The sequence below is a fragment of the Geomonas sp. genome, from assembly GCF_056994735.1.
The window spans coordinates 1-26,315 of the sequence record NZ_JBXKJL010000513.1 but is presented as its reverse complement, the minus strand read 5'-3'; the positions used below and the strand labels follow the sequence as shown (position 1 = coordinate 26,315).

24 protein-coding genes and 1 pseudogene are annotated in these 26,315 nt (G+C 59.7%); 15 read left to right on the top strand and 10 right to left on the bottom strand.

The features are described from left to right. Window positions 1–52 precede the first annotated feature (52 nt). Window positions 53–358, top strand: coding sequence for a GYD domain-containing protein (locus AC11W3_RS21480; protein ID WP_484091137.1), 306 nt, complete (start codon window positions 53–55; stop codon window positions 356–358). A gap of 98 nt (window positions 359–456) precedes the next feature. Here the strand turns inward: AC11W3_RS21480 and AC11W3_RS21475 are convergent, their stop codons facing one another. From AC11W3_RS21475 to AC11W3_RS21465, 3 genes are all read right to left on the bottom strand, one after another. After that, window positions 457–1,035, bottom strand: coding sequence for an acyl carrier protein phosphodiesterase (locus AC11W3_RS21475; protein ID WP_484091138.1), 579 nt, complete (start codon window positions 1,033–1,035; stop codon window positions 457–459). Window positions 1,036–1,050: 15 nt separating this feature from the next. Continuing rightward, window positions 1,051–2,211: an acyl-CoA dehydrogenase family protein gene (locus AC11W3_RS21470; RefSeq protein ID WP_484091139.1), complete on the bottom strand. Its 1,161-nt coding sequence runs from the start codon at window positions 2,209–2,211 to the stop codon at window positions 1,051–1,053. A gap of 160 nt (window positions 2,212–2,371) precedes the next feature. Next, window positions 2,372–3,874, bottom strand: a complete 1,503-nt coding sequence (locus AC11W3_RS21465; protein ID WP_484091140.1) for an aldehyde dehydrogenase family protein — start codon at window positions 3,872–3,874, stop codon at window positions 2,372–2,374. A 209-nt stretch (window positions 3,875–4,083) separates the two neighbouring features. Here AC11W3_RS21465 and AC11W3_RS21460 point away from each other — a divergent pair, with 209 nt between their 5' ends. Further along, window positions 4,084–4,980, top strand: a complete 897-nt coding sequence (locus tag AC11W3_RS21460) for a GerMN domain-containing protein (protein ID WP_484091141.1) — start codon at window positions 4,084–4,086, stop codon at window positions 4,978–4,980. A gap of 368 nt (window positions 4,981–5,348) precedes the next feature. Next, window positions 5,349–6,188, top strand: a complete 840-nt coding sequence (locus AC11W3_RS21455; RefSeq protein WP_484091142.1) for a glycine/sarcosine/betaine reductase selenoprotein B family protein — start codon at window positions 5,349–5,351, stop codon at window positions 6,186–6,188. 48 nt (window positions 6,189–6,236) lie between these two features. On the opposite strand, the gene AC11W3_RS21450 is transcribed toward AC11W3_RS21455, so the two are convergent. The 3 genes from AC11W3_RS21450 to dmpI form a co-directional block, all read right to left on the bottom strand. Further along, window positions 6,237–6,482, bottom strand: a complete 246-nt coding sequence (locus AC11W3_RS21450) for a hypothetical protein (RefSeq protein ID WP_484091143.1) — start codon at window positions 6,480–6,482, stop codon at window positions 6,237–6,239. A gap of 118 nt (window positions 6,483–6,600) precedes the next feature. Next, the gene (locus AC11W3_RS21445; protein WP_484091144.1) at window positions 6,601–7,173 is read right to left on the bottom strand and encodes a flavin reductase family protein; all 573 of its coding nucleotides are present in this window, start codon (window positions 7,171–7,173) and stop codon (window positions 6,601–6,603) included. A 21-nt stretch (window positions 7,174–7,194) separates the two neighbouring features. After that, window positions 7,195–7,386: a 4-oxalocrotonate tautomerase DmpI gene (gene dmpI, locus AC11W3_RS21440; RefSeq protein WP_484091145.1), complete on the bottom strand. Its 192-nt coding sequence runs from the start codon at window positions 7,384–7,386 to the stop codon at window positions 7,195–7,197. 185 nt (window positions 7,387–7,571) lie between these two features. Between dmpI and AC11W3_RS21435 the strand changes: the two are divergent. Beyond that, a pseudogene (locus AC11W3_RS21435) lies at window positions 7,572–7,907 on the top strand (peptide chain release factor-like protein); the annotation flags it as partial. Between the two features lie 4 nt (window positions 7,908–7,911). Here the strand turns inward: AC11W3_RS21435 and AC11W3_RS21430 are convergent. Next, the gene (locus tag AC11W3_RS21430; protein WP_484093745.1) at window positions 7,912–8,838 is read right to left on the bottom strand and encodes a selenium metabolism-associated LysR family transcriptional regulator; all 927 of its coding nucleotides are present in this window, start codon (window positions 8,836–8,838) and stop codon (window positions 7,912–7,914) included. 223 nt (window positions 8,839–9,061) lie between these two features. Between AC11W3_RS21430 and AC11W3_RS21425 the strand changes: the two genes are divergently transcribed. After that, entirely contained in the window at window positions 9,062–10,072 is a 1,011-nt protein-coding gene (locus AC11W3_RS21425) for a transglutaminase-like domain-containing protein (RefSeq protein WP_484091147.1), read from the top strand. A 591-nt stretch (window positions 10,073–10,663) separates the two neighbouring features. Here the strand turns inward: AC11W3_RS21425 and AC11W3_RS21420 are convergent. After that, window positions 10,664–11,602 carry a phosphatase PAP2 family protein gene (locus tag AC11W3_RS21420; RefSeq protein WP_484091148.1) on the bottom strand — a complete coding sequence of 313 codons (939 nt, stop codon included), beginning with the start codon at window positions 11,600–11,602 and terminating at the stop codon, window positions 10,664–10,666. A 368-nt stretch (window positions 11,603–11,970) separates the two neighbouring features. Between AC11W3_RS21420 and AC11W3_RS21415 the strand changes: the two genes are divergently transcribed. The 7 genes from AC11W3_RS21415 (at window position 11,971) to AC11W3_RS21385 (ending at window position 20,465) form a co-directional block, all read left to right on the top strand. Further along, complete coding sequence (locus AC11W3_RS21415; RefSeq protein ID WP_484091149.1) at window positions 11,971–13,239, top strand: efflux RND transporter periplasmic adaptor subunit; 1,269 nt, start codon at window positions 11,971–11,973, stop codon at window positions 13,237–13,239. Then, entirely contained in the window at window positions 13,240–13,962 is a 723-nt protein-coding gene (locus AC11W3_RS21410; RefSeq protein WP_484091150.1) for an ABC transporter ATP-binding protein, read from the top strand. Next, on the top strand, window positions 13,959–15,188 hold the full coding sequence (locus tag AC11W3_RS21405) for an ABC transporter permease (protein ID WP_484091151.1): 1,230 nt from the start codon (window positions 13,959–13,961) through the stop codon (window positions 15,186–15,188). The genes AC11W3_RS21410 and AC11W3_RS21405 overlap by 4 nt, the downstream gene beginning before the upstream one ends. Next, window positions 15,185–16,696, top strand: coding sequence for a TolC family protein (locus AC11W3_RS21400; protein WP_484091152.1), 1,512 nt, complete (start codon window positions 15,185–15,187; stop codon window positions 16,694–16,696). The genes AC11W3_RS21405 and AC11W3_RS21400 overlap by 4 nt, the downstream gene beginning before the upstream one ends. A 12-nt stretch (window positions 16,697–16,708) precedes the next feature. Continuing rightward, window positions 16,709–18,049, top strand: coding sequence for an MFS transporter (locus tag AC11W3_RS21395; protein ID WP_484091153.1), 1,341 nt, complete (start codon window positions 16,709–16,711; stop codon window positions 18,047–18,049). A 103-nt stretch (window positions 18,050–18,152) separates the two neighbouring features. Next, window positions 18,153–18,980, top strand: a complete 828-nt coding sequence (gene cysE, locus AC11W3_RS21390; RefSeq protein WP_484093744.1) for a serine O-acetyltransferase — start codon at window positions 18,153–18,155, stop codon at window positions 18,978–18,980. A 702-nt stretch (window positions 18,981–19,682) separates the two neighbouring features. Further along, window positions 19,683–20,465, top strand: a complete 783-nt coding sequence (locus AC11W3_RS21385; protein WP_484091154.1) for a tRNA threonylcarbamoyladenosine dehydratase — start codon at window positions 19,683–19,685, stop codon at window positions 20,463–20,465. A gap of 153 nt (window positions 20,466–20,618) precedes the next feature. On the opposite strand, the gene AC11W3_RS21380 is transcribed toward AC11W3_RS21385, so the two are convergent. After that, the gene (locus AC11W3_RS21380; protein WP_484093743.1) at window positions 20,619–21,551 is read right to left on the bottom strand and encodes a DUF72 domain-containing protein; all 933 of its coding nucleotides are present in this window, start codon (window positions 21,549–21,551) and stop codon (window positions 20,619–20,621) included. A gap of 16 nt (window positions 21,552–21,567) precedes the next feature. Continuing rightward, on the bottom strand, window positions 21,568–21,903 hold the full coding sequence (locus AC11W3_RS21375) for a phage holin family protein (RefSeq protein WP_484091156.1): 336 nt from the start codon (window positions 21,901–21,903) through the stop codon (window positions 21,568–21,570). Window positions 21,904–22,292: 389 nt separating this feature from the next. Here AC11W3_RS21375 and iorA point away from each other — a divergent pair, with 389 nt between their 5' ends. From iorA to AC11W3_RS21360, 3 genes are all read left to right on the top strand, one after another. Then, window positions 22,293–24,047, top strand: coding sequence for an indolepyruvate ferredoxin oxidoreductase subunit alpha (iorA, locus tag AC11W3_RS21370; RefSeq protein WP_484093742.1), 1,755 nt, complete (start codon window positions 22,293–22,295; stop codon window positions 24,045–24,047). Next, complete coding sequence (locus AC11W3_RS21365; protein ID WP_484091158.1) at window positions 24,044–24,625, top strand: indolepyruvate oxidoreductase subunit beta; 582 nt, start codon at window positions 24,044–24,046, stop codon at window positions 24,623–24,625. Before iorA ends, AC11W3_RS21365 begins: the two co-directional genes overlap by 4 nt. A 449-nt stretch (window positions 24,626–25,074) precedes the next feature. Then, window positions 25,075–26,315 (top strand): phenylacetate--CoA ligase family protein (locus AC11W3_RS21360; protein WP_484093741.1); only part of this gene is annotated, 1,241 nt, incomplete at its 3' end.

The window sequence follows — 26,315 nt, the reverse complement described above, 5'->3', positions numbered from 1 at the left end:
ATAATGGCCTTTGTTCCAGGAGCGTCTATCTCGCGTCAAAGGAGGAATCAAAATGCAAACGTTCGTGATGCTTACCCGCCTCTCCCCGACGGCACTGCGCTCGCCGGCCTCGTTCGAAGAGCTTGAAACCAACGTGATGCAGCAGATCCGCAGCAAATGCCCGAAAGTTGAGTGGGTTCAGAACCTGGCCATACTCGGCCCTTGTGACTACCTGGACATCTTCCGTGCCCCCGACCACGAGACTGCCCTCGAGGTCTGCACCATCATCCGCTCTTTCGGACATGCCTCCACCGAGATCTGGAGCGCGACTGAGTGGGACAGGTACAAGGAGCTTCTGCACAAGTTTTCGAAGAAGTAGAAGCAAGGCGCGCTCAGGCTCCCTTGGCCCTGGTGCAGCTACCCAGCGCCCCCTGACCCCCTCCCGCAAGGGGAGGGGGAACTTAAAGCGAGGGGCGACTACCCGTTGGTGTAATCCTCGGCAAATTTCACGGCGGCCGGAACAAACTCCAGGAAGTCCTTTCGCAACTCTCCGTAGTTCTTGACCAGCTCCACTCCTCCCCCTGCCAGAGGGTTTGTCCTTACAATCCTTCTCGACATGCGTGTCAGAGCTATCCCGATCCCTTCAGGATCGAGATAGGAGGGGATCATCTCTTCGAAGATGATCGGCACTATCTGCCGCAGACGCTCCGGCAGAAGGTGGCGCCTCGCTTCGATCACCCCCCTGACCCGTCCTAGGTACTCCGGGAGCGGCTCGCTCGACCACTTAGTCCAGTTCGCGGCCAGGAAGTGGTCGTAGAAGAGATCGACCAGGATGCCGCGGTAGAGGCCGAAGCTCTGGGCGATCCGGAGCCTGCTGCGGTTGAAGGCGGGGTCGGTGTGGGCGAAGGAGTCGATGGCGCGGTGGAGTTGTATCCCCCGGAGCAGGCGCGGAGGGTAGCGGTTGTCGAGCCGGCCCTTCACGAAGTCGCCCATGAAGTTGCCGGTGATGAGATCGGGGTCGTTGCCTGACAGATAGAGATGGAATAGATAGTTCAAGGTTTGCCTGTTTCTTCAGGAGAAGGCATCGATGCCGGTGAGGTCGCGGCCGAGAATCAGGGTGTGGACCTCGTTACTCCCCTCGTAGGTATCGACCGATTCGAGGTTGCACATGTGCCTCATGCACTGGTATTCGTCGCTGATGCCATTGGCTCCCAGCATGCCCCGCGTGGTGCGGGCAACCTCCAGCGCCATCCGCACGTTGTTTCTTTTGGCCAGGCATACCTGCTGAGGCCTGAGCCGTCCGGAATCCTTCAGCCGCCCCAATTGCAGAGCCAGAAGCTGAGCCTGGGTGATGGCCGTCAGCATGTCGGCAAACTTTGCCTGTGTCAACTGAAACCCTGCCACCGGCTTCCCGAATACCTTCCGCTCCCGGCAGTAGGAGAGTGCCTCGTCGAAACAGGCCATGGCAGACCCGAGAGCTCCCCAGGCGATGCCGTAGCGAGCCTGGTTGAGGCAGCTCAGGGCGCTTTTCAGACCGACGGCCTCGGGGAGGATGCTCTCTTCGGGCACCAGCGCCCCGTCCAGCACCAGCTCCGCCGTCACCGATGCCCTCAGCGAGAGTTTGCCAAGGACTTCCCGGGCACTGAACCCTTCAGTTCCACGTTCCACCAGGAAGCCCCTGATCTCGCCGTCCAGCTTGGCCCAGACCAGAGCCACATCGGCGATGGTCCCGTTCGTTATCCACATCTTGACCCCGCTCAGCCTGTATCCGTTGCCCTCCCTGACGGCGCGGGTGGTCATGCCGGCCGGGTCTGAGCCGTGGTCGTGCTCGGTTAGCCCGAAGCAGCCGATCGCCTCGCCGCTGGCCATCTTCGGCAGCCAGTGCGCCTTCTGGACCTCGCTGCCGAACTTAAGGATGGGATACATGACCAGGGCGCCCTGGACGGAGACCAGGCTCCTCAGTCCCGAATCTCCGCGCTCGAGTTCCTGCATCATCAAGCCGTAGGAGATGTTGTCCACGCCGGGGAGGTCATATCCGGAAAGGTTGGCGCCGAAAAGCCCCAGTCTCCCCATCGGCCTGATAAGGTGGAGCGGGAAGGTTCCGGCGCGGTAGTGCTCCCTGATCACGGGGAGAAACTCCCGCTGCACGAAGTCGCGCACCGTGTCGCGTATCAGGCGCGCCTGCTGGCTCAGCTCGCTTTCGATGTCATAGTAATCGATGGCCTTGAACATCGGGTTCCTCGGGTGATGGTAGGAGCGCCCTACCGTGCTGCTTACCGCATTCTCCAGAGTGCGACCGAAATCGTAGGAGCGCCCTTCCGGGCGCGAACCGCACCGCCATGAGTCGTCAGGGAACCGCTTCATCTGGCGAGAGTGGCGGAGCAATTCCGTCTTACGGTGCTTGATCTTTGTCTATCTGTGCCTTCTGCAGTTTCCCGCTGTAATCGCGGTAGATGACCTTGACCTTGCTGAAGAAATCGAGGGCGCCGCCCCGGCCGCCTGCTTCCGGATGGCCCGAACCGGAGTGCCTCCAGCCGCCGAAAGGAAGCTGCACCTCGGCTCCTATGGTCGAGGCATTGATGTAGACGATGCCGGTCTCGAGTTCCGCCTCGGCGTGGGCCGTGGAGTTGACGTTGCGGCTGTAGATGGCTGAAGAGAGGCCGTACTTCGAATCATTGACGATATGGATGGCCTCGTCGAGGCTTTGGCAGGAAATCACGCTGACCACCGGTCCGAAGATCTCCTCCCGCGCGATTCTCATCGCCGGCTTTACGTCCGCGAATACAGTGGGTGACATGTAGAAGCCGTTCGCCAGGTTGCCCTCGGTCACCCTGCTGCCGCCGGTAACCAGGCGGGCACCTTCTTCCTTTCCGATGCCGATGTAGTTCAGAACCCGCTGGAATTGCGCCTGGTTGACGAGCGGCCCCACCTGGGTGTCCGGATTGAGCCCGTTGCCAAGCCTGAGGGCTGCGGCGCGCTCAGCCAGGGACGAGACGAAGCGCTGGTAGACACCTTCGTGGACCACCACCCGGCTTGCCGCCGTGCACCGTTGGCCTGTTGTGCCGAATCCTCCCCACAGCACCCCTTCCAGCGCCAGTTCCAGGTCGGCGTCGTCCATGACGATGACCGCGTTCTTTCCGCCCATCTCGAGCGCGATAGGGCGATGCAGGGCCGCAACCCGCCTCTCCAGCGCTTCTCCAGCGGCACTGGAGCCTGTGAAAGAGGCCGCGTCGACATCGGGGTGCGTGACCAGATATTCACCGACCTCGGAGCCCGGGCCGCAGACCAGGTTGATCACCCCCGGAGGAAGGCCGGCACCGTCAAGCATCTCTACCAGCGCCGCCGCACAGGCAGGTGTATCCGAGGACGGCTTCAGCACCACCGTATTTCCGCAGATCAGCGCAGCGAAAGCTTTCCAGGAGGGAATGGCGATGGGGAAATTCCAGGGTGTGACCAGTGCCACCACGCCGAGCGGGAAACGGACGCTCTTGCAATCCTTGTCCGGCAGTTCCGATGGGACGGTCTCTCCCTGAAGCCTGCGCCCTTCGCCTGCCATGTAGAAACCGATGTCTATTGCCTCCTGGACGTCACCGAGCCCTTCCGCTATCACCTTGCCCATCTCGCGGGTCACCAGGTTTCCCAGCCTGTCCTTGTTCTTTTCGATGAGTTCGGCCGCGCGGAAAAGGATCTCCGCCCGTCGAGGAGCCGGAAGCCCGCGCCATGCCGGGAGCGCCTCCTGTGCCGCGGCCACTGCGCAGTCCACATCACGCCGATCGGACAGTGGGGCCGTCGCCACCACCTCCTCGAGGTCAGCGGGATTGTAACTGTCGAAAGTTCTTCCTTCTCCCGAGTCGCACCACGTTCCCGCAATGAAATTCCTCACTGTTTCCGGCATCGTTCACCTCCCAAATGGGACATGAGTGAAATCATACCAGAAGAGAAACGAACGGGTAGGGGAGAGGGCACCCAGGGTGGTGGCCGCCCTTGGTTTACGATAAGCTGTAAAGGTCGTTGCAGGGAACCCCTCGCCCTCCGGGAGAGGGGAAGGGGTGAGGGCCGCGGCCATATCCCCATATCCAAAGGCACTTCAGGGGACGGAGCCGCATGGACTTGAAATCGATCAGTATTGTCAGCACATCCTTCTTGCTCATTACATCGCTCTGCCTTATTTCTACCAGCGGCTGTTCGAAGAAGGAGGAGGCCCGCCAGTCACAGCCAAGCCGCATCTCCGCGACAAAGGACTACGTCACGTACTTCGGCCCCGCGCCGACCACCGATAAGGGAACCTGCTACGCATTTATCATCTACTTCCCTGCCGCCGACAATCCCGGGAAGGTGGTCCCTTACCCGTTTTTCACCTTCGATGAATCGACAATGAAGAAGGTGGCCCTGGAGCGGCAGGTGGGCGGCTTGGATGAAAAGACCTCCAGCGGCAGGTTCCTGCAGCTCTTCCCCCAAGGTGTGCGTCTGTTATCTGTTACCCTGCAAAACGGGAGGGCCACCGCTGATTACAGCAAGGAGTTAGCTCCGGCGGCAGCTGACAAGACGACAGGAGCGGCTCTCTACAATGCGGTCGCTTTGACCTTGTTGCAGTTCCAGGGTGTCACCTCCGTCAGGATTACCAGTGACGGGCGTGATCTCTTTCCCTCAAGTCTCCCGCCGGCCGCGGCCTCCATGGTGCTGCAGCCTGCTCCTCCCCGTCTTATCAATGTCATAGCCATGAAGGAAAGCGCGGTTGCGCCGGTAGGGGAGGTGGACGCCCTCTTCGACAGGCCCGTCGACATAAAGGAGTTTACTTTCAGCACCCCCGACGGGAAACCGCTGGCAGGGGATGTCTTCCACTCAATCTTCGATATGGCCGCCGTCCTGAAACCGACCGATCCTTCCAAACTCTCGGCCGGTACACGGATCAAGGTGCGCTGGCGGGTTGTCGACCGTGTCGGAAGGAGTGCCGCCGGAGAGGATGTATTGCCCCTGGATGTCAAGGTGCACCAGGATTAGCATAACTTGCGTGCTTCGACAGGCTCAGCACGAACGTAATGCATCACGCGGCGGCGCCTTGTAGGAGCGCCCTCCTGGGCGCGAACCTCTTGCGTGCTTCGACAAGCTCAGCACCAACGGATTGATAGTATTTACGTGCTTCGACAGACTCAGCACGAACGGAATGCATCACGCGGCGGCGCCCTGTAGGAGCGCCCTCCTGGGCGCGAACCTCTTGCGTGCTTCGACAAGCTCAGCACGAACGGATTGATAGTATTTGCATGCTCCGACAGGCTCGGCACCAACGGATTGATAGTATTTGCGTGCTCCGACTAGCTCAGCACTTACGGATTCTGTTGCGGTGGAGCGTACGGGGCAAGGGAGCATCGATGGAATTACCTAAGTCAAAGAGCGGGATTCTGGGCAGGATTTTTTCTGCTCTGCCACTTCTCGCCGGACGGCGAGGGAAAAAGGGCCAGCTGAAGAAAGATCTCCCTTGGGCCGAGGCAAAGGTTCCTCTGCGAGATGCAGTGGTGGCGGTGGTGACCACCGGGGGGCTCCACCTCAAGACTCAGCCTCCCTTTGACATCATGACGGGAGAGGATGCAACGGTGCGTGAGATTCCGGTTCTGACACCTCGTGAAGATCTCTGCATAACACATGGGTATTATGATCACACCGACGCGGAGATCGATCTGAACCTGGTGCTGCCGATACAAAGACTGCAGGAACTCTGCAAGGCTGGTGCATTGGGCGGGCTTCACCGGGTGGCCTATAGCATGATGGGATATCTCTGTGATGCAGGGCTGGAAAGGCTTCGGGAGGAAACGGCGGTGGCGATTGCCGAAGATATGGCTGGTGCAGGAGTCGGTTATGCATTGCTGGTGCCGGCCGGGGGGTACTGCAACCGATCGGTGGGGCACGTTGCCAGGGTTATAGAAGCGGTGGGTATCCCTACCGTAGCCTTATCCAGTGCCCGGGAGATAACGGAGAGGGCCCATCCGGCGCGGGCGCTTTATCTCCGCTATCCCTTCGGCCATGCCCTCGGCGAGCCGGGAAACAGGAATCAGCAGCTTGCCGTGCTCTATTCGGCGTTCCGGCTCCTCTTCGAGGCGAAGGAGTCGGCGACACTCAGGGATGCGCAGTTACGCTGGAAGAGGGATCTGCACGCGCCTCCCGACTGGGACCTCTTCAAGGAACTGGGGCCGGGAATGGAAAATAAAGGCTGATCAGCGCGCGCCGGTCAGCCTTTAGTGCAACGTGTTGCCTGACCGCGGTCAGGCATTCTTGTCCGTCTGCCATCGCTGCATCGCCATCATGTAGTTTTCCTGCATCTCGTCATTGACCAATGGCGGGGTTGCGGCTGTAGGCTCCCCCTGCCTTGACCCCACCACCTGCCGAATAGCGGCCTCCGCTTTCGATTTCTCCAGTGAACCGTTCGAAACCGCGCAGGAAATTGAGAGCAGCGCAACGATCTTGTCCAGGCGGGTCAGCACCTCTTTCTTGAATTTGTCATCGTCCATGGCAGGCCCCGTTCCTCGATAATCGTCCCGGCACCTTGCTCTGCCGGTCTCCGGCGGGCAGGTAGGGACACGGCTTCGATTATATCGTAGGAACAAAAAGCCGCCAGCTCTGGCCGGGCTACTTCATAAGTTCGCGCCCCACATCGAATCCCTTGCCGATGACCGCACCGATCCCGTAGTAGTTGCGGTCCGCCGGGTTATAGATGATGGGGAGGACTTTGGATGCGTCGGCATCGCCACCGGCGTTGAGGACATCTTCCTCCGCCTTGACGTCGACTATTTCTCCGATGAACTGGATGTGCACCCCGATCTCGACCGTCTTGATCAGCCGGCATTCGAGGACCAGGGGGAATTCGGCGACGTACGGTGCGTCGACCAGTTCGCTCTTCACCGGAGTAAGTCCCGCAGCGGCGAATTTATCCGTATTGCGGCCCGAAGCGATGCCCGCGTAATCGGCAGCCTTGACAAAGGACTGCGATGGCACGTTGACGGTGAAGGCTTTGCGCTCGACGATGGCTTCGTAGGTGTGTCGGGACTTCCGCAGAGAAACCGCTACCGCCGGGGGATCCGAGCAGCAGATTCCTCCCCAGGCGATGGTGGCGATATTGGCTTTTCCGTTCTTGTCGTAGGTCCCAACCAGCCAGACAGGTGTGGGCATGGCGATCGTCGACGCTCCCAGGCTTTTCTTCATAACTCCTCCTTGCAACCAGGTCTATTTCATAAGCTGTGACAGCGCTTTCCCGCCGATACCGATATTATCTCTGTTGAACTCGTTTATCAGCACGATGAACTTGTCCTGCGGTATCCGGGTAGCAGCGCTGGCAGCTTCGGTCAGTGCTTTAATCAATTCACCTTTTTTCTCAGCGGTCTCGATAGTCCCAATGTCTACAGTTATTACCGGCATCTTCATTCCTCCTAGAGTTGCATCTGTCATAGACGGGGAACTCTAACAAATAATCAGCTCTAATTCAAGGAACGTGAAAGGTGAAAGGTGAAAGGTGAAAGGTGAAAGGTGAAAGGTGAAAGGTGACGGAAAAATCTCACGCACGATTAACTGCGAGGTTATGCTATACTCCGCTCACTTTTGCGGGAGGACAGGATATGGTGGAGATAAGGGAAACAGATTTGAAGGTCGATTACTACCGGGCATCGGGGCCGGGGGGACAGCACAGGAATACCACCGATTCCGCGGTCCGGATCCGTCATCTGCCGACCGGGATCGTGGCCCAGGCAAGTGAAAGCCGCTCGCAGCTACAGAACCGGGAAAAGGCGTTGGAACGGCTGGCCGAGTTGCTGCGGCGACGGGAAATGAAGGTGAAAAAACGGGTTGCCACCAAGGTGCCGCGCAAGGCCAAGGAAAAGAGGCTCACTGAAAAGAAGCTGGTATCGCAGAGGAAGAAACTTCGCTCCACCTCCATGGATTGATCGGCTAGTCACCCTCGACTGTCGTCCCACCAGCTCCATACACTTCCTTCATTACCCCGCAGAACGCTACAGCCGCAGGTGAAAGCTCCCTCCCTTTTCTGCTGGCGAGGTAGAAATCCCGCCTGATTTCAACATTGGCCACCGGTATCTGGATGAGCGCGCCCTGCGCCAGTTCCCTCTGTACCGATAGCGACGAAACGAAAGAGACACCGATTCCCGCGATGACCGCACGCTTGACGGCCTCGTTGCTTCCGAGGTGAGCCGCGACCCGCGCCTTCCCGGTGGTAAGCTCTATACCTGCCTTCCGGAGCGCCTCGGCGGCTGCCTTGCCGGTTCCCGATCCAAGTTCCCTCAGCACCAGAGGTTCGCTCAACAACTCGTCGCTGCAGATCCCCTTCACTTTGGACCATCGGTGTGGCGCGGGAGCCACCAGTACCAGCTCGTCGGTGGCGAACTGAGTGAAGCAAAGGGTTTCATCGGCGAAGCGGCCACCAACCACGCCGATCTCGACCTCTTCTGTCAGCAGCTTTTCCTGGACCTCCCGACTGTCACCTTGCCAAACATTGATGGTGAGTCCCGGGTATCTGCTGTTCAGGTGGGGGAGGGCGGCGGGTATCATGTACTCTCCCGGGATGCTGCTTCCGGCGATCTTGAGATTGGCATCTTCGATCCCCTTGAACCTCGCAAGCGCACAGGTGATCTCTCTGGTAGCCTGACAAAGGCGCCGAGCCCTGTCGAGCAGCAGCTTTCCCGCCTCGGTCGGCAAGGCCCCTTTACCCGTTCGATCCAGCAGCTTAAGGCCGAATTCCTCCTCCAGCGCAGAGATGTGCTGGCTCACAGTCGACTGGGTGATGAAGGTGGCCTCGGCACCTTTCGAGAAGCTCCCGCTTTCGGCCACCTTTATGAAAACCTCCAGTTGCTTCAGATTCATTGCTGGCTCCATTGTAAAAAGCGATAGCCTGGATCGAATTGATCGAATTTATCAATTTGACTAGCCTGTGTCAATTAGCTAATAGTTATTGCTATTCTGGGGGGGGGCTTTTCTCGTTGGAAGAAGTAGTTGTAGCCACAGCGACAGTTAATCATACGCCGTGTCTGTATCAGAAAAGAGCCACGTCAACTTGATGCAGCATCGGAATTTAAAGGAGTATTGAATGGGACGTTTCTTATTATTTTTTGTAGCACTGACGCTGGGAGTAGTGCCAGCCGCATGGGCAAAGAGCAGGAGCGGTGTCGTCACTGTCGAAGTCGACCTGACTAAACAGGATGCCGGACAGGAGACGAGGTTGTGGATTCCCTACGCCGTGTCAGACAGGGACCAGTCCGTTACCGATGTCAAAGTCTCCGGCGACTTTGCCACTTCCGCCGTCTATACCGACAGGTTCGGTGGCACGCCCATTCTCTACGCCCAGTGGGACAAGAACGCTGCCAGCCGCAAACTGACCTACACCTTCGAGGTCAAGAGGGAGGAGATCCGTCTGCGTGACTTGCCCACCAAAGAGCCACGTTGGAATCCGGCCGACTACGCCGAGTACCTGAAGCCTACTTCTTTGGGCCCCACCGACGGCGAGGTTAAAAAGCTGGCCCAGTCCATCACCAAGGGCAAGCGTACCGTTCTGGACAAGGCAAAGGCGATCTACGACTGGACCTGTGAGAACATGTACCGTGATCCTGCAACACGTGGCTGCGGCAAGGGCGACGTCTGCGAGCTCTTGAAGCAACCCGGCGGCAAGTGCACCGATATTTCCTCCGTCTATATTGCCCTGGCCAGGGCCGCCGGCGTCCCCGCGCGGGAAATCTTTGGCATACGCCTCGGGAAGAAGTCCCAGGAGGATATCACCGGCTGGCAGCACTGCTGGGTCGAGTTCTTCCTCCCCGGTTTCGGCTGGGTTCCCATCGATCCCGCCGATGTGCGGAAGGCCATGCTGGTCGAGAAGTTGGACCTCAAGGATCCCAAAACCCGCGAATACCGCGACTACTTCTGGGGGGGCATCGATCCCTATCGCATCAAGATCGCCGTCGGCCGCGACGTGATTCTCAATCCGCCGCAGGCCGGTGCGCCGCTGAACACCTTTGGCTATCCCTATGCAGAGGTGGGCGGCAAGGTCATCGATTGGTACGAGCCCAAGACCTTCAGCTACCGGATCACCTACCGCGAGAAGTAATCAGCAGTCTAAGTAAGTAATCAGCAGTCTCGTTCAGACTCCCTCCTCCGCCCCCTCTCCCCCCCGGAGAGGGCCGGGGTGAGGGAGTTTCCGTTCGTGCTGATCCTGTCGAAGCGCGAAAAGATTCGATCCTCTGCCCCCCCTTTCCAACCGAGACCGCATAACCCTCTCCCCCCGCTCACAGTACAAGGGCAGGGTGAGGGTGCGCTCCGTTCGTGCTGAACCTGTCGAAGCACGAAAAAATTCAACCCACTGACCTCGTTCCCAACAGAGACCGCATAACCCTCTCCACGCGGGAGGGCTGGGTGAGGGACGCAAGCCATGCGGTGCCGGCTCTCCCTTTCGTAGGAGCGCCCTCCGGGCGCGAACCGCAGCAACGATGCCGCTCCTACGGCAAATCCCCCCTGTCCCCCTTTTGACAAGGAGGGGGCGTCGTGGAAGCAGCCGTTGTGAATGGTGAATGGTGAATGGTGAATGGTGAATGGTGAATGGTGAATGGTGAATGGTGGCCCTCCCCGCGGGGGGGAGGGATGGAAGAGGATCTTCAAGAGTGATGAGGAGGTTGACTGGTAACTGCGACGAAGACGAACGCTAGAACTTGTAGCTCATGGAAACGCCGGTCATCTCCTTGCTGACGGACGGCGTCACCATCAGACGGTTTCCGAGCAGCCGGTTCTTGTCTTCTTTGTGGAAGCTCAAAAGGGCTTTGCTGGTGAAGTACCCTACCGCTCCGCCGAAGAAGACGTCGGAGGACCAGTGCTCGTTGCTGTAAATCCGGGAGAGACCTGTCAGGGTGGCGAGACCGTAGGCAACGGGGGGAACCCAGGCGTTGTCCTGGTACTCATTGGCAAAGATTGTGGCAACCGAAAAAGCAGACGCCGTATGCCCGGAGCTGAAGGAGGCGTTCTTCAGAGAAGGCCCGTCCCACGTCGTGGAGGAGGCTCCGGTGTTGGGGCGATGCCGCCCCCCCAAGGTCTTGATGCCCTCGGTGAAAATCCCGGAAACCGCATAACTTTCGACAGCGAGCAAAGCTGCCCGCCGCGCCCTGTGGTCGTCGGTGAGGGCGCCGTAACCGTAGACGGCGCCCATCATCGGCAAGATGTAGAGCGGAGTCCCCTGGTCGTTGCCGATCATGGCGAATTTCGAGGCAACCCCGCCTTGATGGCTCTGTGCGAAGTCCTTGATTTTCTCATCGACCAGCATGAGCGCGCCGGTGGTACCTACCACCATCCCGACCTTGAGCCAGTCCCCCGACTCCCAGTGTATGGGTGCCGCCACGATCTTGCCGGTGTCGACAAGGAAGTTTTTGGCGTATTTGAGGTCGAGGGTGTCGACATCACTCGACTCCGGCTCGGCCGCGAGTTTCAGCTCCTGCTTTGCCGGCGCCGGGGCTACGGAATCAGGCTTTGCCGGTGCTCCGGGAGTGCCAACTGCAGCTGGCCGGGGGACTGTCGAGGGTTCTGCGTAGACGGGAATGGTGAAAAGAGTTGCGCCAAGGAGTGCGAGGGATGCGGTTACCTTACTTACCATGCTTACACGCTTTCATCATTTTGATCATGACACCCTTTTAATGGATTGTCGCCCGCAGGCTTTTTAATCTGCAGCGGGATCATAATATCTCTCAGAAATAAAAACAACACCAAAACCGTTATTTACGGCTAACACCTGAAGTATTACTTTATGGAGCTACTGGAAGGTGACGGGGAAGGGCGCGGCTGGGGCGGGCAGGGGCAATGGCCGGGGATTTCGAAAGGTGGTGGTCCTTGATCTTTATCGTTGACCCGTAGTGGGAGGACCGATAAACTAACGCATTTTAAATATTGGCCGAATCATTTTTTTTGCACATTTTACTGTTAGCTTACTTCCTGGCAAGCAGCATGTCTCATAGAGGTGGACAGGTGAAAAAAATCGTAGCTCTGGTGGTAGTCGTTCTGGCAGTGCTTTCAGTAGCCGGGTTCTATTACTTTAAACAGCCCCCCAAGGCGCAGTACAAGACGGTCAAGGTGGAGCGTGGATCCATTCTCTCTACCGTCTCGGCGACCGGCACCCTCAACGCCGTGGTCACCGTCCAGGTCGGTACCCAGGTCTCCGGGACAATCGCGAAGCTCTACGTGGACTTCAACTCCCCGGTCAGGAAGGGGCAGCCGATCGCCCAGATCGACCCGGCCCTCTTCCAGTCCGCCGTGCAGCAGTCGCGTGGCAACACTCTGAACGCCGAGGCGGCGCTGGCCAAGGCGCGGGTCACCCTGGCGGATGCCAAACGGACCCTGTCGCGTAACAGGCCGCTGCTGCAGCAGGGCATCATCTCCCAAAGCGATCTCGATGTCTCGCAGACCGCCTACGACACTGCTCTCACCGGGATCACCGCGGCGGAGGCGACCTTGCTCCAGACCCGCGGCGCCCTCAAACAGGCCGAGACCAACCTGAATTACTCAACCATCAGGTCCCCCGTCGACGGCATCGTGGTGTCGAGGAACATCGATGTCGGCCAGACGGTGGCCGCCTCCTTCCAGACCCCGACGCTTTTCACCATAGCCCAGGACATGACCAAGATGCAGATCGAAACGAGCGTCGACGAGTCCGATATCAGCCGGTTGAAACTCGGCCAGACCGCTACCTTCACGGTCGACGCCTACCCCGACCAGCAGTTCACCGGAAAGGTCGTCCAGATCAGGAATGCCCCGGTCGTCACCCAGAACGTCGTCACCTACGTGGTCGTTATCGGTGTCACCAACAAGGATCTGAAGCTGAAACCGGGGATGACGGCAAACGTCTCGGTGCAGACCCTGAACAAGGACGATGTGCTGAAGATTCCGAGCGCGGCCCTGCGGTTCAAGCCGAAGGACGGCAAGAGCGATAAGGACGGCAGGAGCGGGAAGGGCGCCAAGGGAGTCACGGGGAACCGGGACACTGCCGGCAGCGGTACCGGAGTGCAGGGGGCCAAGGGAGGCGACGCCAGGGCCATGGCCAGGAAAGGGGCAGGGCAGAAGCTCTATATCCTCAAGGAAGGGAAACCCGTCCCTGTCTCTGTCACCACCGGCATCTCCGACGGTAGCTTCGTCGAACTCGTCTCCGGCGATCTCAAGGAAAATGACGAGGTGGTCGTCGAACAGGTGACGCAGGAGAAGAAAAAGGGGATGTCGTCGCCGATGGGACCGAGGTTCTAGATGAGCGAGGTGGTCACATTGAGGGATGTCTCCAAGGTCTACACCATGGGGGAGGAGCGTGTCGAGGCGATGAAGGGCGTATCCTTTTCGGTCGCCCCCGGCGAGTTCGTCTCCATCATGGGGGCCTCGGGAAGCGGCAAGTCCACCTGCATGAACATCCTGGGGTGCCTCGACGTCCCGACCGGCGGCAACTACCTGCTGGACGGGGTCAACGTGGGGGAGCTTTCGGGCAACGAGCTTGCCGAGATAAGGAACAAGAAACTTGGCTTCGTTTTCCAGGGGTTCAACCTGCTGGCCAGGACCACCGCCCGCGAAAACGTCGAATTGCCGCTCCTCTACGCACGGGTCCCCGCCGCCGTCCGGAAGGCGCGGGCTTTGGCGGCGCTGGAGCGGGTGGGGCTGGTCGGGCGCGAGGGGCACTACTCGAACCAGCTCTCCGGCGGCCAGCAGCAGCGCGTAGCCATCGCCCGGGCACTGGTGAACGAGCCCTCCATCATCCTGGCCGATGAGCCTACGGGGAACCTCGACTCCAGGACCACGGTCGAGATCATGACCATTTTCCAGAAGCTCAATGAGCAGGGGATCACCATCATCATGGTCACCCACGAGCCCGAAGTGGCTGAATTCACCGGCAGGCACATCATCTTCCGCGACGGCCTGGTGATCAGCGACACCCCCCACACCGCCAGGCGCGCCGCCACCGACGAGGGAGGTGGACTGTGACCACCTTCCTGCAGAGCTTCCGTATCGCCATGCGCGCCCTCCGGGTCAACAAGATGCGCGCCCTCCTGACCATGCTGGGGATCATCATCGGCATCGCCGCCGTCATCGCCATGGTCGCCATCGGCGCCGGCGCGAGGAAGATGATCACCGACCAGATCTCCAGCATCGGCTCCAACCTCCTGCTGGTCCTCCCCGGATCGATCACCAGCGGCGGGATGCGCACCGGCAGCGGCGCCACCCAGACCCTCACCTATGACGACGCGAAGGCGATCAAGGCGGAATGCCCGTCAGTCGCCGAGGTCGCCCCCACCGTGCGGGGCTCCGGCCAAGTCATCTACGGCAACCAGAACTGGTCCACCGTCATCAACGGGGTCACGCCGGAGATGGTCGCGGTCCGGGACTGGCCCATCGTTTCAGGCCGCAACATCTCGCAATCCGACGTGGAAGGGGCGGCGAAGAATTGCTTGATCGGGCAGACGGTCGCTGATAATCTGTTCGGCGCTTCGGACCCGGTCGGTAAGATCATCCGCATCAGGAAGATACCGTTCACGGTGATCGGCGTCCTGGACCGGAAGGGGCAGTCGCCGCAGGGACAGGATCAGGACGACGTCGTGTACGTGCCGCTCAGGACGGCCCAGCGCAAGCTCCTGGGGGGGCAGTTTCCCAACGTGGTAGGCGCCATCATGATACAGGCCAAGGGGCCGGACGTGCTGGGCAAGGCGGAGGAGGAGGTCACCGCACTTCTCAACCAGCGCCACCGTGTCGGTCCCTCCCGCGAAGTCGACTACACGGTCAGGAACCTCTCGGAACTGTTGGCCGTGTCGGAGCAGTCTTCCAAGGTCATGTCCATGCTCCTCGGCGCGGTGGCCTCGATTTCACTGTTGGTGGGCGGGATCGGCATCATGAACATCATGCTGGTCTCGGTCACCGAGCGCACCCGCGAGATCGGCATCAGGATCGCCATCGGCGCCAAGAAGCGGGACATCATGCTGCAGTTTCTGACCGAGGCGGTGCTTTTGACCACCGGCGGCGGGGTGATCGGGATGCTGCTCGGCGTTTCCGGCGCCCGCCTGGTTGCGGTCCTGGTGGGATGGCCGACCCTGGTCTCGCTCGACACCATGGTTATCGCCTTCGCCTTTTCGGCCGCAGTGGGGATCTTCTTCGGCTTCTACCCGGCCAGGAAGGCCGCCTCGCTCAACCCGATAGAGGCGCTGAGATACGAATGAAAAGAGTTGAAAGGATCACCATGAAGAGAACCAGCAGACTGACCGCCGCCGTGACCCTGTGCCTGCTGCTCGGCTTCGCCGTGCCGCTTTTCGCCCAGCAAGCCCCCCCGCTCAACCTGACACTCAACGACGCCATCAGACTCGCCTTCGAGAGGAACCTCGACCTCAAGGTCGAGCTGTTCAACCCCGCCATCGGGGAGGCGGAAATCCGCCGCAGCCTCGGCATCTACGATCCCCTGCTGACCGCGGCCTTCAGTTACAACCGGACCACCAACCCCAGCAACGCAAACTTCCGACCGGCTCCCGTCGACGAATGGTCGGCCGACGTCGGCGCGACCCAACTCCTCCCCACCGGCGGCACCATCGGCGCCAACGGGACCGCCAGCTGGCTCAGCAACTTCATCAGCTACTACTCGAGCGGGGTCAACCTGACCGCCAGCCAGCCGCTGCTCAGGAACTTCGGCAGGGAGAGTACCGAGCTGAACATCGAGGTCTCCCGCTTCAACAAGGAAGGGTCGCTGGACCGCTTCCGGACCAAGCTCAGCGATACCGTGGCACAGGTGCGCAACGACTACTTCAAGCTGTACAACCTTCAGGAGAACCTGGCCGTGCAGCGCAATGCGCTGGCCCTGGCCAACAAGATCCTGGAGGAGACCCGGGGGAGGGTGAGGGCCGGGGTTCTCCCCGCCATGGAGATCCTGAGCGCTGAGTTCAGCTCGGCCACCCGGGAGAAGTCGGTCATCGATGCCGAGCGGGCGGTCAGGGACCAGATGGACGTGCTGAGATTGAGCCTCCAGCTCGACCCGGCGCGCGAGATCGTCATAGTCAGTCAGCCGACCAGGGAGCTCTATTCCGTGGCGGAGGAGGAGGTGCTCTCCCAGGCGCTGAAAAACCGCCCGGAGCTGGCGGCCCAGCGGATGACGGTGAAGATCAACGATCTGCAGCGGAGGGTGGCGAGGAACCGGACCCTCCCCGACCTGACGTTCAATGCCAATGTGGGGACCGTCGGTTTCGCAAAGGACTTCACCCGGAGCTACGAGAAGACGATCAGCGCCGAGGACCCTGTCTGGGGGGTCGGTCTCCAGTTCAGCTATCCGATCGGCAACCGGACGGCGGAAAATGACTACATAAAGAGCAAGCTGGCCCTGGATCAGTCCCAGACCCAGCTGCAAAGCCTGGAGGCGTCGATAACAAACGACGTCAAGGCGGCGATCAGGCTGCTGGCTTCGAGCTACAAGCAGCTGGACGTCACCAACCGCGGCAGGGCGTTCGCAGAGGAAAGGCTGCGGGCCTTCAGGAAGAAGAACGAGGTCGGGCTGGCCACCACCAAGGACGTCTTCGATGTGGAGAACGACCTGGTCACGGCTGAGGGGAACCAGATCCAGGCTGTGGTAGACTACAATAACGCCATCACCCAGCTTTGGCGGGTGGCCGGGGTGATTCTGGACCGGCAGGGGATCAAGGTCACCGACACCGCTGCCGATCACCTGTACCAGGCCGCGAAGTAGCCAGGAGCCGTCATGAAACAGAAGACCGGTGATGACGGCCGGGGCCGTCCTTTCCAGGGGCTGTTCCAGGCTCTGTCCTATCGCAACTACCGGCTCTTCTTCTTCGGGCAGAGTATCTCGCTGATCGGGACCTGGATGCAGCAGGTCGCCATGAGCTGGCTCGTCTATCGCCTCACAGGCTCGGCGCTCCTTTTGGGTACCGTCGGCTTCACCAGCCAGATCCCCACCTTCCTGGTAGCTCCCTTCGCAGGGGTGCTGGCGGACCGCACCAACCGCCGCCGGCTGCTCCTCGCCACCCAAAGCCTGGCCATGATCCAGGCCTTCGTCCTTTCCTACTTCGTCATCTCCGGTACCATCCAGGTCTGGCACATCCTCGTGCTGAGCCTTTTGCTCGGGATGGTCAACGGTTTCGACATCCCCGTCCGTCAATCTTTCGTGATCGAGATGGTCGAGGAGAAGCACCGCCTCGCCAACGCCATCGCCCTCAATTCGTCGATGGTCAACGCCGCCCGCCTCATCGGCCCTTCCGTGGCCGGCATCCTCATCTCGGTGCTGGGAGAGGGTGGCTGCTTTTTGCTGAACGGCATCAGCTATCTCGCCGTCCTCATCTCGCTGGCCATGATGCGCGTGGCCCCGCGCGAGGTTTCGATAAAGCGCCGCTCCATCCTTTACGAGATGCGGGAGGGAATCAGTTACGCCTTCAGGTTCACCCCCATCCGCGCCATATTGATGCTGTTGTCCCTGATCAGCCTGATGGGCATGCCCTACGCGGTGCTGATGCCGGTCTTCGCCAAGGACGTGTTGCACGGAGGTCCCCACACCTTCGGTTTCCTGATGGCCTCTTCCGGGGTCGGAGCGCTGGTGGGGACGGTGTATCTTGCCTCGCGTCGCACCGTGCTCGGGCTCGGGACGCTCATCGTCCTGTCGTGCGCGCTCTTTGGCGGCGGCATCGCCGGTTTCGCCTTCTCCAAAACGCAGTGGCTCTCGCTGCTCTTCCTGATTCCCGCAGGCTTCGGCGCCATGGTCCAGGTCGCCGCCAGCAACACCATTTTGCAGACCATAGTCGACGACGACAAGCGCGGCCGCGTGATGAGCTTCTTCACCATGGCCTTCATGGGGATGACACCATTCGGCTCCCTCTTCGCCGGTGCCGTGGCCGGGCGTATCGGCGCGCCCAACACCGTCCTTGTGGGTGGAGTCGCCTGCATGGCAGGAGCCCTGGTCTTTTCCAACCGGCTCCCTTCCTTGCGGGAGAAGGTACGACCGATATACGCCCGATTGGGTATCATCCCGGAGGTCGCCAAGGGTATCCAGACCGCCTCCGAAGTCACGGTGCCGCCTAAAGAACCGTGATTGCAGCAGCTCTACCTTTTCCGTCGCCCCAGCTTCCGTTTGCCTACGGAAGGAAGGACGCTAAACTTAGCGGTTGATAGTGAGCAACGGTAGGAGGTGAAATATGTGCGGCGTGCGTTATGAGACCGACGATGCGAAGCGTGGGACAGACCCGGTTTGGCAACAGCTTTATCAGGAAGTGCTCGCCCTCGCGCAAGCAGAGGCCATGCTGGCCAGCTACCTCTACGCTGCCGTCCTGAATCACAACTCCCTCGAAGATGCACTCTCCTACCTTCTCGCATCCAAGCTCGCCTCGCCCTATCTCTCCTCCATGTCCCTGCGCGACGTCATTTCGGAGGCCCTCGACTCGTCACAGGAGATAAGGGAGGCGGTAAGAAGGGATCTGTCCGCGGTGCAGGAGCGAGATCCGGCCGCGCAGGGGCTCGCCCAACCTTTCCTGCACTACAAGGGTTTCCACGCCCTCCAGTCGTACCGGATAGCGCACTGGCTCTGGGGCAGGGGGAGGAAGCCGCTGGCTTATTACCTGCAGAACCGGGTATCCGAGATCTTTGCCGTCGATATCCATCCCGCCGCAACGATAGGAAAGGGGATTTTCATCGATCACGGCACCGGTGTGGTCATTGGTGAGACAGCGGTGGTGGCTGACGAGGTGTCGATGCTACACGAGGTGACGCTGGGAGGGACGGGGAAGGAGTGTGGTGACCGCCATCCCAAGGTCGGGCGCTGCGTGCTGATCGGGGCGGGGGCGAAGATCCTGGGGAATATCAGGATCGGCGAGGGATCGAAAATTGCGGCGGGCAGCGTGGTTCTCAATGAAGTGCCGCCGCACACGACGGTTGCGGGGGTGCCGGCCAAGGTGGTTGGGCGCCCGAAGACCGGGGAGCCGGCGAGGCAGATGGACCAGCAACTGGAGGGGGATTACAGCATCTGACAAAATCATTAGCCACGGAGACACGGAGAAAATCTGAGAAGGCAAAGGCCAAAAGCATTGAAAGTCGAAAGACAACCTGATCAGTACCAATCTTCCGCCAGCTTCCGAAACTGTCATTCCCGAAGCGATTCTGATCGGGAATCCAGCTCCTAACGACGTGAAATCTGGATCCCCGATAAGGCCATTCGGGGATGACAATCTCATAGCGTAAGATTAGCGATAATTAAAAAAGGCAATGCAAAGGGGAAAGAGAAGGGGTGGGAGGAACCTACCGAGTGCGGTGGGGGCTTGCTGTCAAAGACTGTAATATGCGTGCTTCGACAGCTCAGCACGAACGGAGTGCATTGATTGAGGTTGGTAGGTCAAGATGAGGGGGCTGTAAATAGTTTTGTGTAAAGTCAGGGTGTAGCGATTTTATTGGTTCGATGAGGTTTTAGGTTTTCACAGATGTTCTCCGTGTCTCCGTGGCACATGGTTCTAAAGCTTTTCCTGTCTCCCGCTACGGCAAATCCCCCCTGTCCCCCCTTTGACAAGGGGGGGACGCCAGGCCCGCTTCACCATTCACCATTCACCATTCACCATTCACCATTCACGGTTTCTCTCACTTTCCTCTTCCAAGATCAAGCCCGGATGTGCGATACTTTTGCTGTTCTGCCGGCCGCTGGTGGGCGCCCGGCAAAAACTCTACGCAAAAGGATCTACATGTCACGTCTGCATCGCTTTTCCCGTACCGAACTTCTCATCGGACCTTCCGGACTGAACAAACTGCAAAATTCCACCGTCGCCATCTTCGGACTGGGAGGCGTCGGCAGCTACGCCGCTGAAGCTCTCTGCAGGGCAGGCATCGGCAGGCTGGTCATCGTCGATTTCGACGACATCTGCCTCACCAACGTAAATCGCCAGCTTCACGCCATGGACGGCACGGTAGGCAAGGCCAAGGCGGAAGTGATGGCCGAGCGGATGCGCCTGATCAGCCCGCAGAGCGAAATCATCGCCCACCAGGATTTCTACGAAGCCGAAAACAGCGAACTGCTGTTGAAGGACGATTACGACTATGTCGTCGACGCCATCGACCACATCACCAGCAAGCTGCACCTGATCCGTACCTGCAAGGAGAGGAACATTCCCATCATCTCCAGCATGGGAGCGGCCTCGAAGCTGGATCCTACGCTGATCAGGGTGGCTGATATTTCCCAGACGACCAAATGCCGGATGGCGCGCTCGGTAAGGAAGCTCCTGAAAAAACAGGGGATAAGCGAGGGGGTCAAGGTGGTCTTCTCGATGGAGGAGTACCGGAAGCAGGAAATCAAGGATGGCGGCTGCAAGGGGGACTGCATCTGTCCCAACAAGGATGATCAGCGCTTCTCCTGCGAGCACCGCCGCGTCATCCTGGGAAGTGTCTCCTATATTCCTTCCATCTTCGGGCTGACCATGGCCGGGGTGGTGGTCAACGATCTTTTGGGTGAGCGCAGTATCGCTGCCTGATCTCCGACAGAAGCAAAATCAAAAGCAAATCCCCCCTGTCCCCCCTTTGTCAAGGGGGGGAGGTTCTGGCCGAGATTGACATGGGGAGATATCTTCACCCTGCTTGACATGGACGCCCTGGCTGCATTCACGAGGGGGGAACGTGTACGCCGTTCACCCTGAGCCTGTCGAAGGGTGCATTCCTGCCGTTAGCCCCTCCGCCTTCAGTAATTCCCGCATCTGTAGCGCATTCCTTACTGCATTCCCCGCATGGCAGTTGTTGAACATCACGAAGACCATCCTTGCCCGGGCTGAAAGCCGAGTGGCTACCATGGCGAGCGCCTTCAGTTCATCCGGTTTATAGAGGTAACCGAAGCGGGGATCTGCGCGATTCTCCCAGCTCTCCAGGTCCCTGCCGTGCAATCTCAGGTAGGCCATGGATGTCGTCACTTCCGGGCGAAAGGGAGCCGTGGATAAATCGCCATACTGCGGCTCATCGCAGGCGACGAAGGTTATCTTGTGCTCCCTCAGGAATCCGAATACCTCGGGCGCGTGCTGCTGCGTCAGCCAACTGCCGTGCCTGAACTCGACTGCGATCGGAAGCCCTTCCATCAGTTCCTTGCAGTAGAGGATGTAATCCTTATTGGCGTTCTTGCAGGTGAACCAGGGCGGGAACTGGAAGATGATGAAGCCTAGCTTATGGGCCGTTTTCAGCGGCTCCAGTGCCGCCACCAGGGCCTGCGCCATGGCACGCAAAGCCGCGTGCTCGGAGACATGAAGGGCGTCTTCTCCGGATTCGAAAGGCGGCAGCATCTCGCGTAGCTCGTCCGGGAGAAATTCGGGATTGATGCTGTGTCCGGTCAGGGCTCCGTATGCTTTGACGTGGAAGAGGAACTTCTCCGGAGTCCGCTCGCTCCACGCCTGGGCCATTTTTCGGGTGGGGATGGCGTAATAGCTGCTGTCGACCTCGACAGTATCGAAGTGGCTGGCGTAGAAGTTAAGGCGCTCGTGGGGTGTCGTGGCCTCCTGCGGGTAGAATGTGCCGCTCTCTACGAGGCTTTTCTCCGTCCAGGAACAGGTGCCGATGCGGATGACTCCACCGGGCATGGCGTCGCTTACCGGCTCAGAACATGATCATGCCCAGCGCGTAGTTGATCACCGCCAGCACCAGGCTGAAGAGCAGCGCCCACCAGAATCCCGCCACCTGGAATCCGGGGACGACGGCGCTGGTGAGCATGATGAGCAGGGCGTTGATCACCAGGGTGAGAAGTCCCAGGGTAAGAATATTGAGCGGAAGCGTGAGGATCAGAAGCAGAGGCTTGATGAAGGTGTTGATCAGCCCGAGCACGACGGCCGTCACGAGAGCCGCGAAGAAGCCGCTGAGCCGGATGCCCGGGAGCAGGTAGGCGGTGATGACGATAGCCAGGGCACGTATGATCCAGTGTATGATGAAGGACATCTTTTTCCTCCTGATTGGCGACTTTCCGTAGCAAGGTCCATTATACCTTAAACGCCCCCTGCGATTCAGTCAGCATGCGGTAGAGGTCGTCGCGCTGTCGTCGCCGGCTGCAGCCGAAAGATAATCAGCGCCTGCTGAACTGTCAATGCCCCCCGTTCCTTTCTTGCGGTTTTCCCGAGAATGAAGTTACCAATCTTTAAACTCTCTTCTATTATCACTATTTCATGGCAAGGCTCTAGGCTTTGAGAGGCAGTAAAAGCTACGACAAATCCGCTAGATAGAGTGTAAACATGCCCGACGCCGTACTACAAAGCAGTTGACATGTTGCTTGAAACTCTAGTATATTTCGACGACTGACAACAAATGATCCTCCAAGGAATAGGTACTAAATGAAGGAAATTCTTTCCGGCAATGAAGCCATTGCCCGGGGCGCTTACGAGGCCGGAGTCAAGGTCGCCTGCGCTTATCCGGGAACGCCTTCCACAGAGATACTCGAAAACACTATCCGCTACCGCGAAATCAACTCCTCCTGGGCCACCAACGAAAAGGTCGCCCTCGAAGTAGGTATCGGCGCCTCTTTCGGCGGCGCCAGGGCCATCGTCACCATGAAGCATGTCGGCGTCAACGTGGCTGCCGATCCGCTCTTCACCCTGTCCTACACCGGCGTCAACGGCGGACTGGTGCTGATCACTGCCGACGATCCTGAGCTGCACTCCTCGCAAAACGAGCAGGATAACCGCAACTACGCGAAGTTCGCCAAGGTGCCGATGCTCGAGCCCTCCGATTCCCGGGAGTGCCTGACCTTCACCAAGCTCGCCTTCGAGCTCTCCGAGCGTTACGACACCCCGGTCATGCTGCGCACCACAACCCGTATCTCCCACAGCAAATCGATTGTGGAGCTGAGCGAGCCGGTGACCGGTCTCCCCGAGCCGAAACTGGTCAAGAACCCCGCCAAGTACGTGATGCTCCCCGGCAACGCCCGCGGACGTCACTACATCGTGGAGGAGCGGACCGCCACCCTGTCGAAGGATGCCTGCTCCATGCCGATCAACCGCGTGGAGATGCGCTCCGGGAAGATCGGCATCATCACCGCCGGGGTCAGCTACCAGTATGTCCGCGAAGTCCTTCCCGAGGCCTCGGTGCTGAAACTCGGCATGGTCTTTCCGCTGCCGTTCGACCTGATCCGCGACTTCGCCTCCAAGGTGGAGAAGCTCTACGTGGTCGAGGAACTCGATCCTTTCATCGAGGACCAGATCAAAGCTGCCGGCATCGCGGTGAGCGGCAAGGACATCCTTTCCGTGTGCGGCGAACTCACCCCGGGCAGGATCAGGAAGGGGTTCGATCTCCCCCAGAACGAGCAGATCCCCCCCGAGAAGCTCCCGGGACGCCCGCCCAATATGTGCCCCGGCTGCCCGCATCGCGGCGTCTTCTTCACCCTGAACAAGCTCAAGGCCTACGTTTCCGGCGATATCGGCTGCTACACGCTCGGCTTCATGCCGCCGCTCTCCGCCATGGATACCTGCATCTGCATGGGTGCCTCCATCGGCATGGCAACCGGCGCCGTCAAGGTCCTTCCGCCTGAGGAGAGAAAGAAAGTCGTGGCCGTCATCGGCGACTCCACCTTCCTCCATACCGGCGTCAACGGCCTCATGGACATGGTCTACAACAAGGGCGCCGCCACCGTCATCATCCTCGACAACAGGATCACCGCCATGACCGGCCGCCAGGACAACCCCGGTTCCGGCCATACACTGATGGACGACCCGGCCAACGCCGTCGACCTGCACATGCTGTGCAAGGCCATCGGCGTGAAGCATGTGCGGGGGATCAACCCGCAGGACCTCGAGGAGTGCGAGAGGGCGATCGCCGAGGAGATGGAGCGCCCAGAGACCTCGGTCATCATCACCGACAAGCCCTGCGTCCTCATCAAGAGGGAAGGGGTCTTCGTCAAAGGCGAGACCCTGTCCGTCGAGGTCGATGCCTGCTCCGGTTGCCGCGCCTGCCTCAAGATCGGTTGTCCCGCCATCGAGTGGGTTCCGTCTGAAGGGAAGAAAGGCAAGGCCTACATCGATCCGCTCCTTTGCAACGGATGCGATGTCTGCCGCCAGCTGTGCAAGTTCAATGCGATCGGGGGGGCGAAATGAGCGACAAAATCACCAACATTCTCCTGGTAGGCGTAGGTGGTCAGGGAATCCTGCTCGCCGCCGAGATCCTCTCCGAGACCTGCATGCTGGCCGGGTTTGACGTCAAGAAGAGCGAGATCCACGGTATGTCGCAGCGCGGCGGCTCCGTCGTTTCCCACGTCCGTTACGGAAAGGAAGTCTTCTCTCCGATCGTGCCTGAAGGGGAGGGTGACATCCTGTTCGGCTTCGAACTGATGGAGAGCTACCGTTCCCTGCCGCTACTCAAGGTGGGCGCCACGGTCATCGCCAACGACCTCTGCATTCCGCCGCCGTCCGTGCTGATGGGGCAGGAGAGCTATCCCGCCGATCTGGCCCAGAAGATCGGCCAGCGTTTCCCTGACTTCATCCTGGTGGACGGGCAGAAGGTGGCCATCGATGCAGGTAACGCCCGCGCCGCCAACACGGTGCTCCTTGGCGCGGTCTCCAAGCGGCTCGACATCGAGGAGAAGTTCTGGCTGGAGGCGATCGAGCGCATGGTCCCGAAGAAGGCGCTGGCGGTCAACCTCAAGGCATTCCAGGCTGGCAGAGCGCTGGCTTAAGGAGAATCAACAGCCTCACCACAGAGGGGCACAGAGGGACACAGAGGAAAGCCTTTCGGCACACCCTTGACGACTCCCACTTTGCTTTTAAGTCCCCCTTTAGCAAAGGGGGGGAGAGATGGATCTCCCTTTGACAAGGGGGGGGCGCTGGTGGGGCATCTTCTGTACTAATTAGCGCTAATCTTCCGCTACGAGATTGTCATCCCCGAATGTCCTTTTCGGGGATCCAGATTTCACGCCGTTTAGGAGCTGGGTTCCCGATCAGAATCGCTTCGGGAATGACAGCTTTGGAAGCTGGCGGAAAATTGGTACTAATCAGGTCTTTTGTTGATGGCTCTGACTGTTGTCGCTTGCAAAGCTTTACCAAGTTTTGATCTTCCTCTGTGTTACCCTGTGTCCTCTGTGGTAAAGCTTTAAGTTTTTTAAGAATCTGATTCCAGGAGTCGAGCATGTTCTTCAATGAGGAGTTTGAGACGCTGCCGCGGGAGGCTATCCAGGCACTGCAGCTCAAGAGGCTTAAGGCCATGGTTGCCCGCGTACAGGACAGCGTCCCTTTCTACCGGGAATCTCTCGCCAAGGCCGGTGTCACCGCCGATTCCATCAAGACGCTTGAGGACCTCCGCCGGCTTCCCTTCACCTTCAAGCAGGATATGCGCGACTCCTATCCGTACCGCCTCTTCGCGGTGCCGATGGAGGATATCGTCCGCATCCACGCCTCCTCCGGGACCACCGGAAAACCCACCGTGGTAGGATACACCCACAAGGACATCGAAACCTGGAGCGAGCTCATGGCCCGCTCGTTCGTGGCCGCCGGGGTCCACAAGGGCGACATCATCCACAACTCCTACGGCTACGGCCTCTTTACCGGCGGTCTGGGCGCCCATTACGGTGCCGAGAGGCTGGGTGCCTCCGTTATCCCGATGTCCGGCGGCAATACCAAGAAACAGATCATGATCATGCAGGACTTCGGTTCCACCGTCCTCACCTGCACCCCGTCCTACTCCCTCTTCATGGCGGAGGCTGCCCGGGAGGAAGGGATCGACTTCAGGGACCTGAAACTCAGGGTCGGCATCTTCGGCGCCGAGCCGTGGTCCGAGGCGATGCGCGCCGATATCGAAGCCAAGCTCAATATCTCCGCCGTCGATATCTACGGCCTCTCCGAGATCATGGGACCGGGTGTCGCCATCGAGTGCTGTGAAGCGAAGAAGGGTCTCCACATCTGGGAAGACCACTTCATCCCCGAAATCATAAACCCCGACACCGGCGAGGTGCTGGGAGAGGGGGAGAAGGGCGAACTGGTCATCACCACCATCACCAAGGAAGGGATCCCGCTGATCCGCTACCGGACCCGCGACATCACCTCCATCACCTACGAGCCCTGCGTCTGCGGCAGGACGCACGCCCGCATCGCCCGCATGAGCGGCCGCAGCGACGACATGCTGATCATCCGCGGCGTCAACGTCTTCCCGTCACAGATCGAGGCCATCCTCATGGGCGTCGAGGGCGTCGAGCCGCATTACGTGCTGATCGTTGACCGCAAGGACAACCTCGACACCCTGGAGATCCAGGTCGAGGTCGGTGAGGACATCTTCTCCGACGAGGTCAAGCACCTCCAGGCGCTCTCCTCCCGGATCGAGAAGCAGATCAAGGAGATGCTGGGCGTCACCTGCCGCGTCAGGCTGGTTGAGCC

Coding starts and splice junctions, on each gene's coding strand:
- iorA (WP_484093742.1), top strand. CDS start 22,293: ATGAAGGAAATTCTTTCCGGCAATGAAGCCATTGCCCGGGGCGCTTAC.
- AC11W3_RS21395 (WP_484091153.1), top strand. CDS start 16,709: ATGAAACAGAAGACCGGTGATGACGGCCGGGGCCGTCCTTTCCAGGGG.
- AC11W3_RS21375 (WP_484091156.1), bottom strand. CDS start 21,903: ATGTCCTTCATCATACACTGGATCATACGTGCCCTGGCTATCGTCATC.
- AC11W3_RS21380 (WP_484093743.1), bottom strand. CDS start 21,551: ATGCCCGGTGGAGTCATCCGCATCGGCACCTGTTCCTGGACGGAGAAA.
- AC11W3_RS21400 (WP_484091152.1), top strand. CDS start 15,185: ATGAAAAGAGTTGAAAGGATCACCATGAAGAGAACCAGCAGACTGACC.
- AC11W3_RS21385 (WP_484091154.1), top strand. CDS start 19,683: ATGTCACGTCTGCATCGCTTTTCCCGTACCGAACTTCTCATCGGACCT.
- AC11W3_RS21365 (WP_484091158.1), top strand. CDS start 24,044: ATGAGCGACAAAATCACCAACATTCTCCTGGTAGGCGTAGGTGGTCAG.
- cysE (WP_484093744.1), top strand. CDS start 18,153: ATGTGCGGCGTGCGTTATGAGACCGACGATGCGAAGCGTGGGACAGAC.
- AC11W3_RS21480 (WP_484091137.1), top strand. CDS start 53: ATGCAAACGTTCGTGATGCTTACCCGCCTCTCCCCGACGGCACTGCGC.
- AC11W3_RS21465 (WP_484091140.1), bottom strand. CDS start 3,874: ATGCCGGAAACAGTGAGGAATTTCATTGCGGGAACGTGGTGCGACTCG.
- AC11W3_RS21430 (WP_484093745.1), bottom strand. CDS start 8,838: ATGAATCTGAAGCAACTGGAGGTTTTCATAAAGGTGGCCGAAAGCGGG.
- dmpI (WP_484091145.1), bottom strand. CDS start 7,386: ATGCCGGTAATAACTGTAGACATTGGGACTATCGAGACCGCTGAGAAA.
- AC11W3_RS21420 (WP_484091148.1), bottom strand. CDS start 11,602: ATGGTAAGTAAGGTAACCGCATCCCTCGCACTCCTTGGCGCAACTCTT.
- AC11W3_RS21455 (WP_484091142.1), top strand. CDS start 5,349: ATGGAATTACCTAAGTCAAAGAGCGGGATTCTGGGCAGGATTTTTTCT.
- AC11W3_RS21445 (WP_484091144.1), bottom strand. CDS start 7,173: ATGAAGAAAAGCCTGGGAGCGTCGACGATCGCCATGCCCACACCTGTC.
- AC11W3_RS21460 (WP_484091141.1), top strand. CDS start 4,084: ATGGACTTGAAATCGATCAGTATTGTCAGCACATCCTTCTTGCTCATT.
- AC11W3_RS21425 (WP_484091147.1), top strand. CDS start 9,062: ATGGGACGTTTCTTATTATTTTTTGTAGCACTGACGCTGGGAGTAGTG.
- AC11W3_RS21450 (WP_484091143.1), bottom strand. CDS start 6,482: ATGGACGATGACAAATTCAAGAAAGAGGTGCTGACCCGCCTGGACAAG.
- AC11W3_RS21410 (WP_484091150.1), top strand. CDS start 13,240: ATGAGCGAGGTGGTCACATTGAGGGATGTCTCCAAGGTCTACACCATG.
- AC11W3_RS21470 (WP_484091139.1), bottom strand. CDS start 2,211: ATGTTCAAGGCCATCGATTACTATGACATCGAAAGCGAGCTGAGCCAG.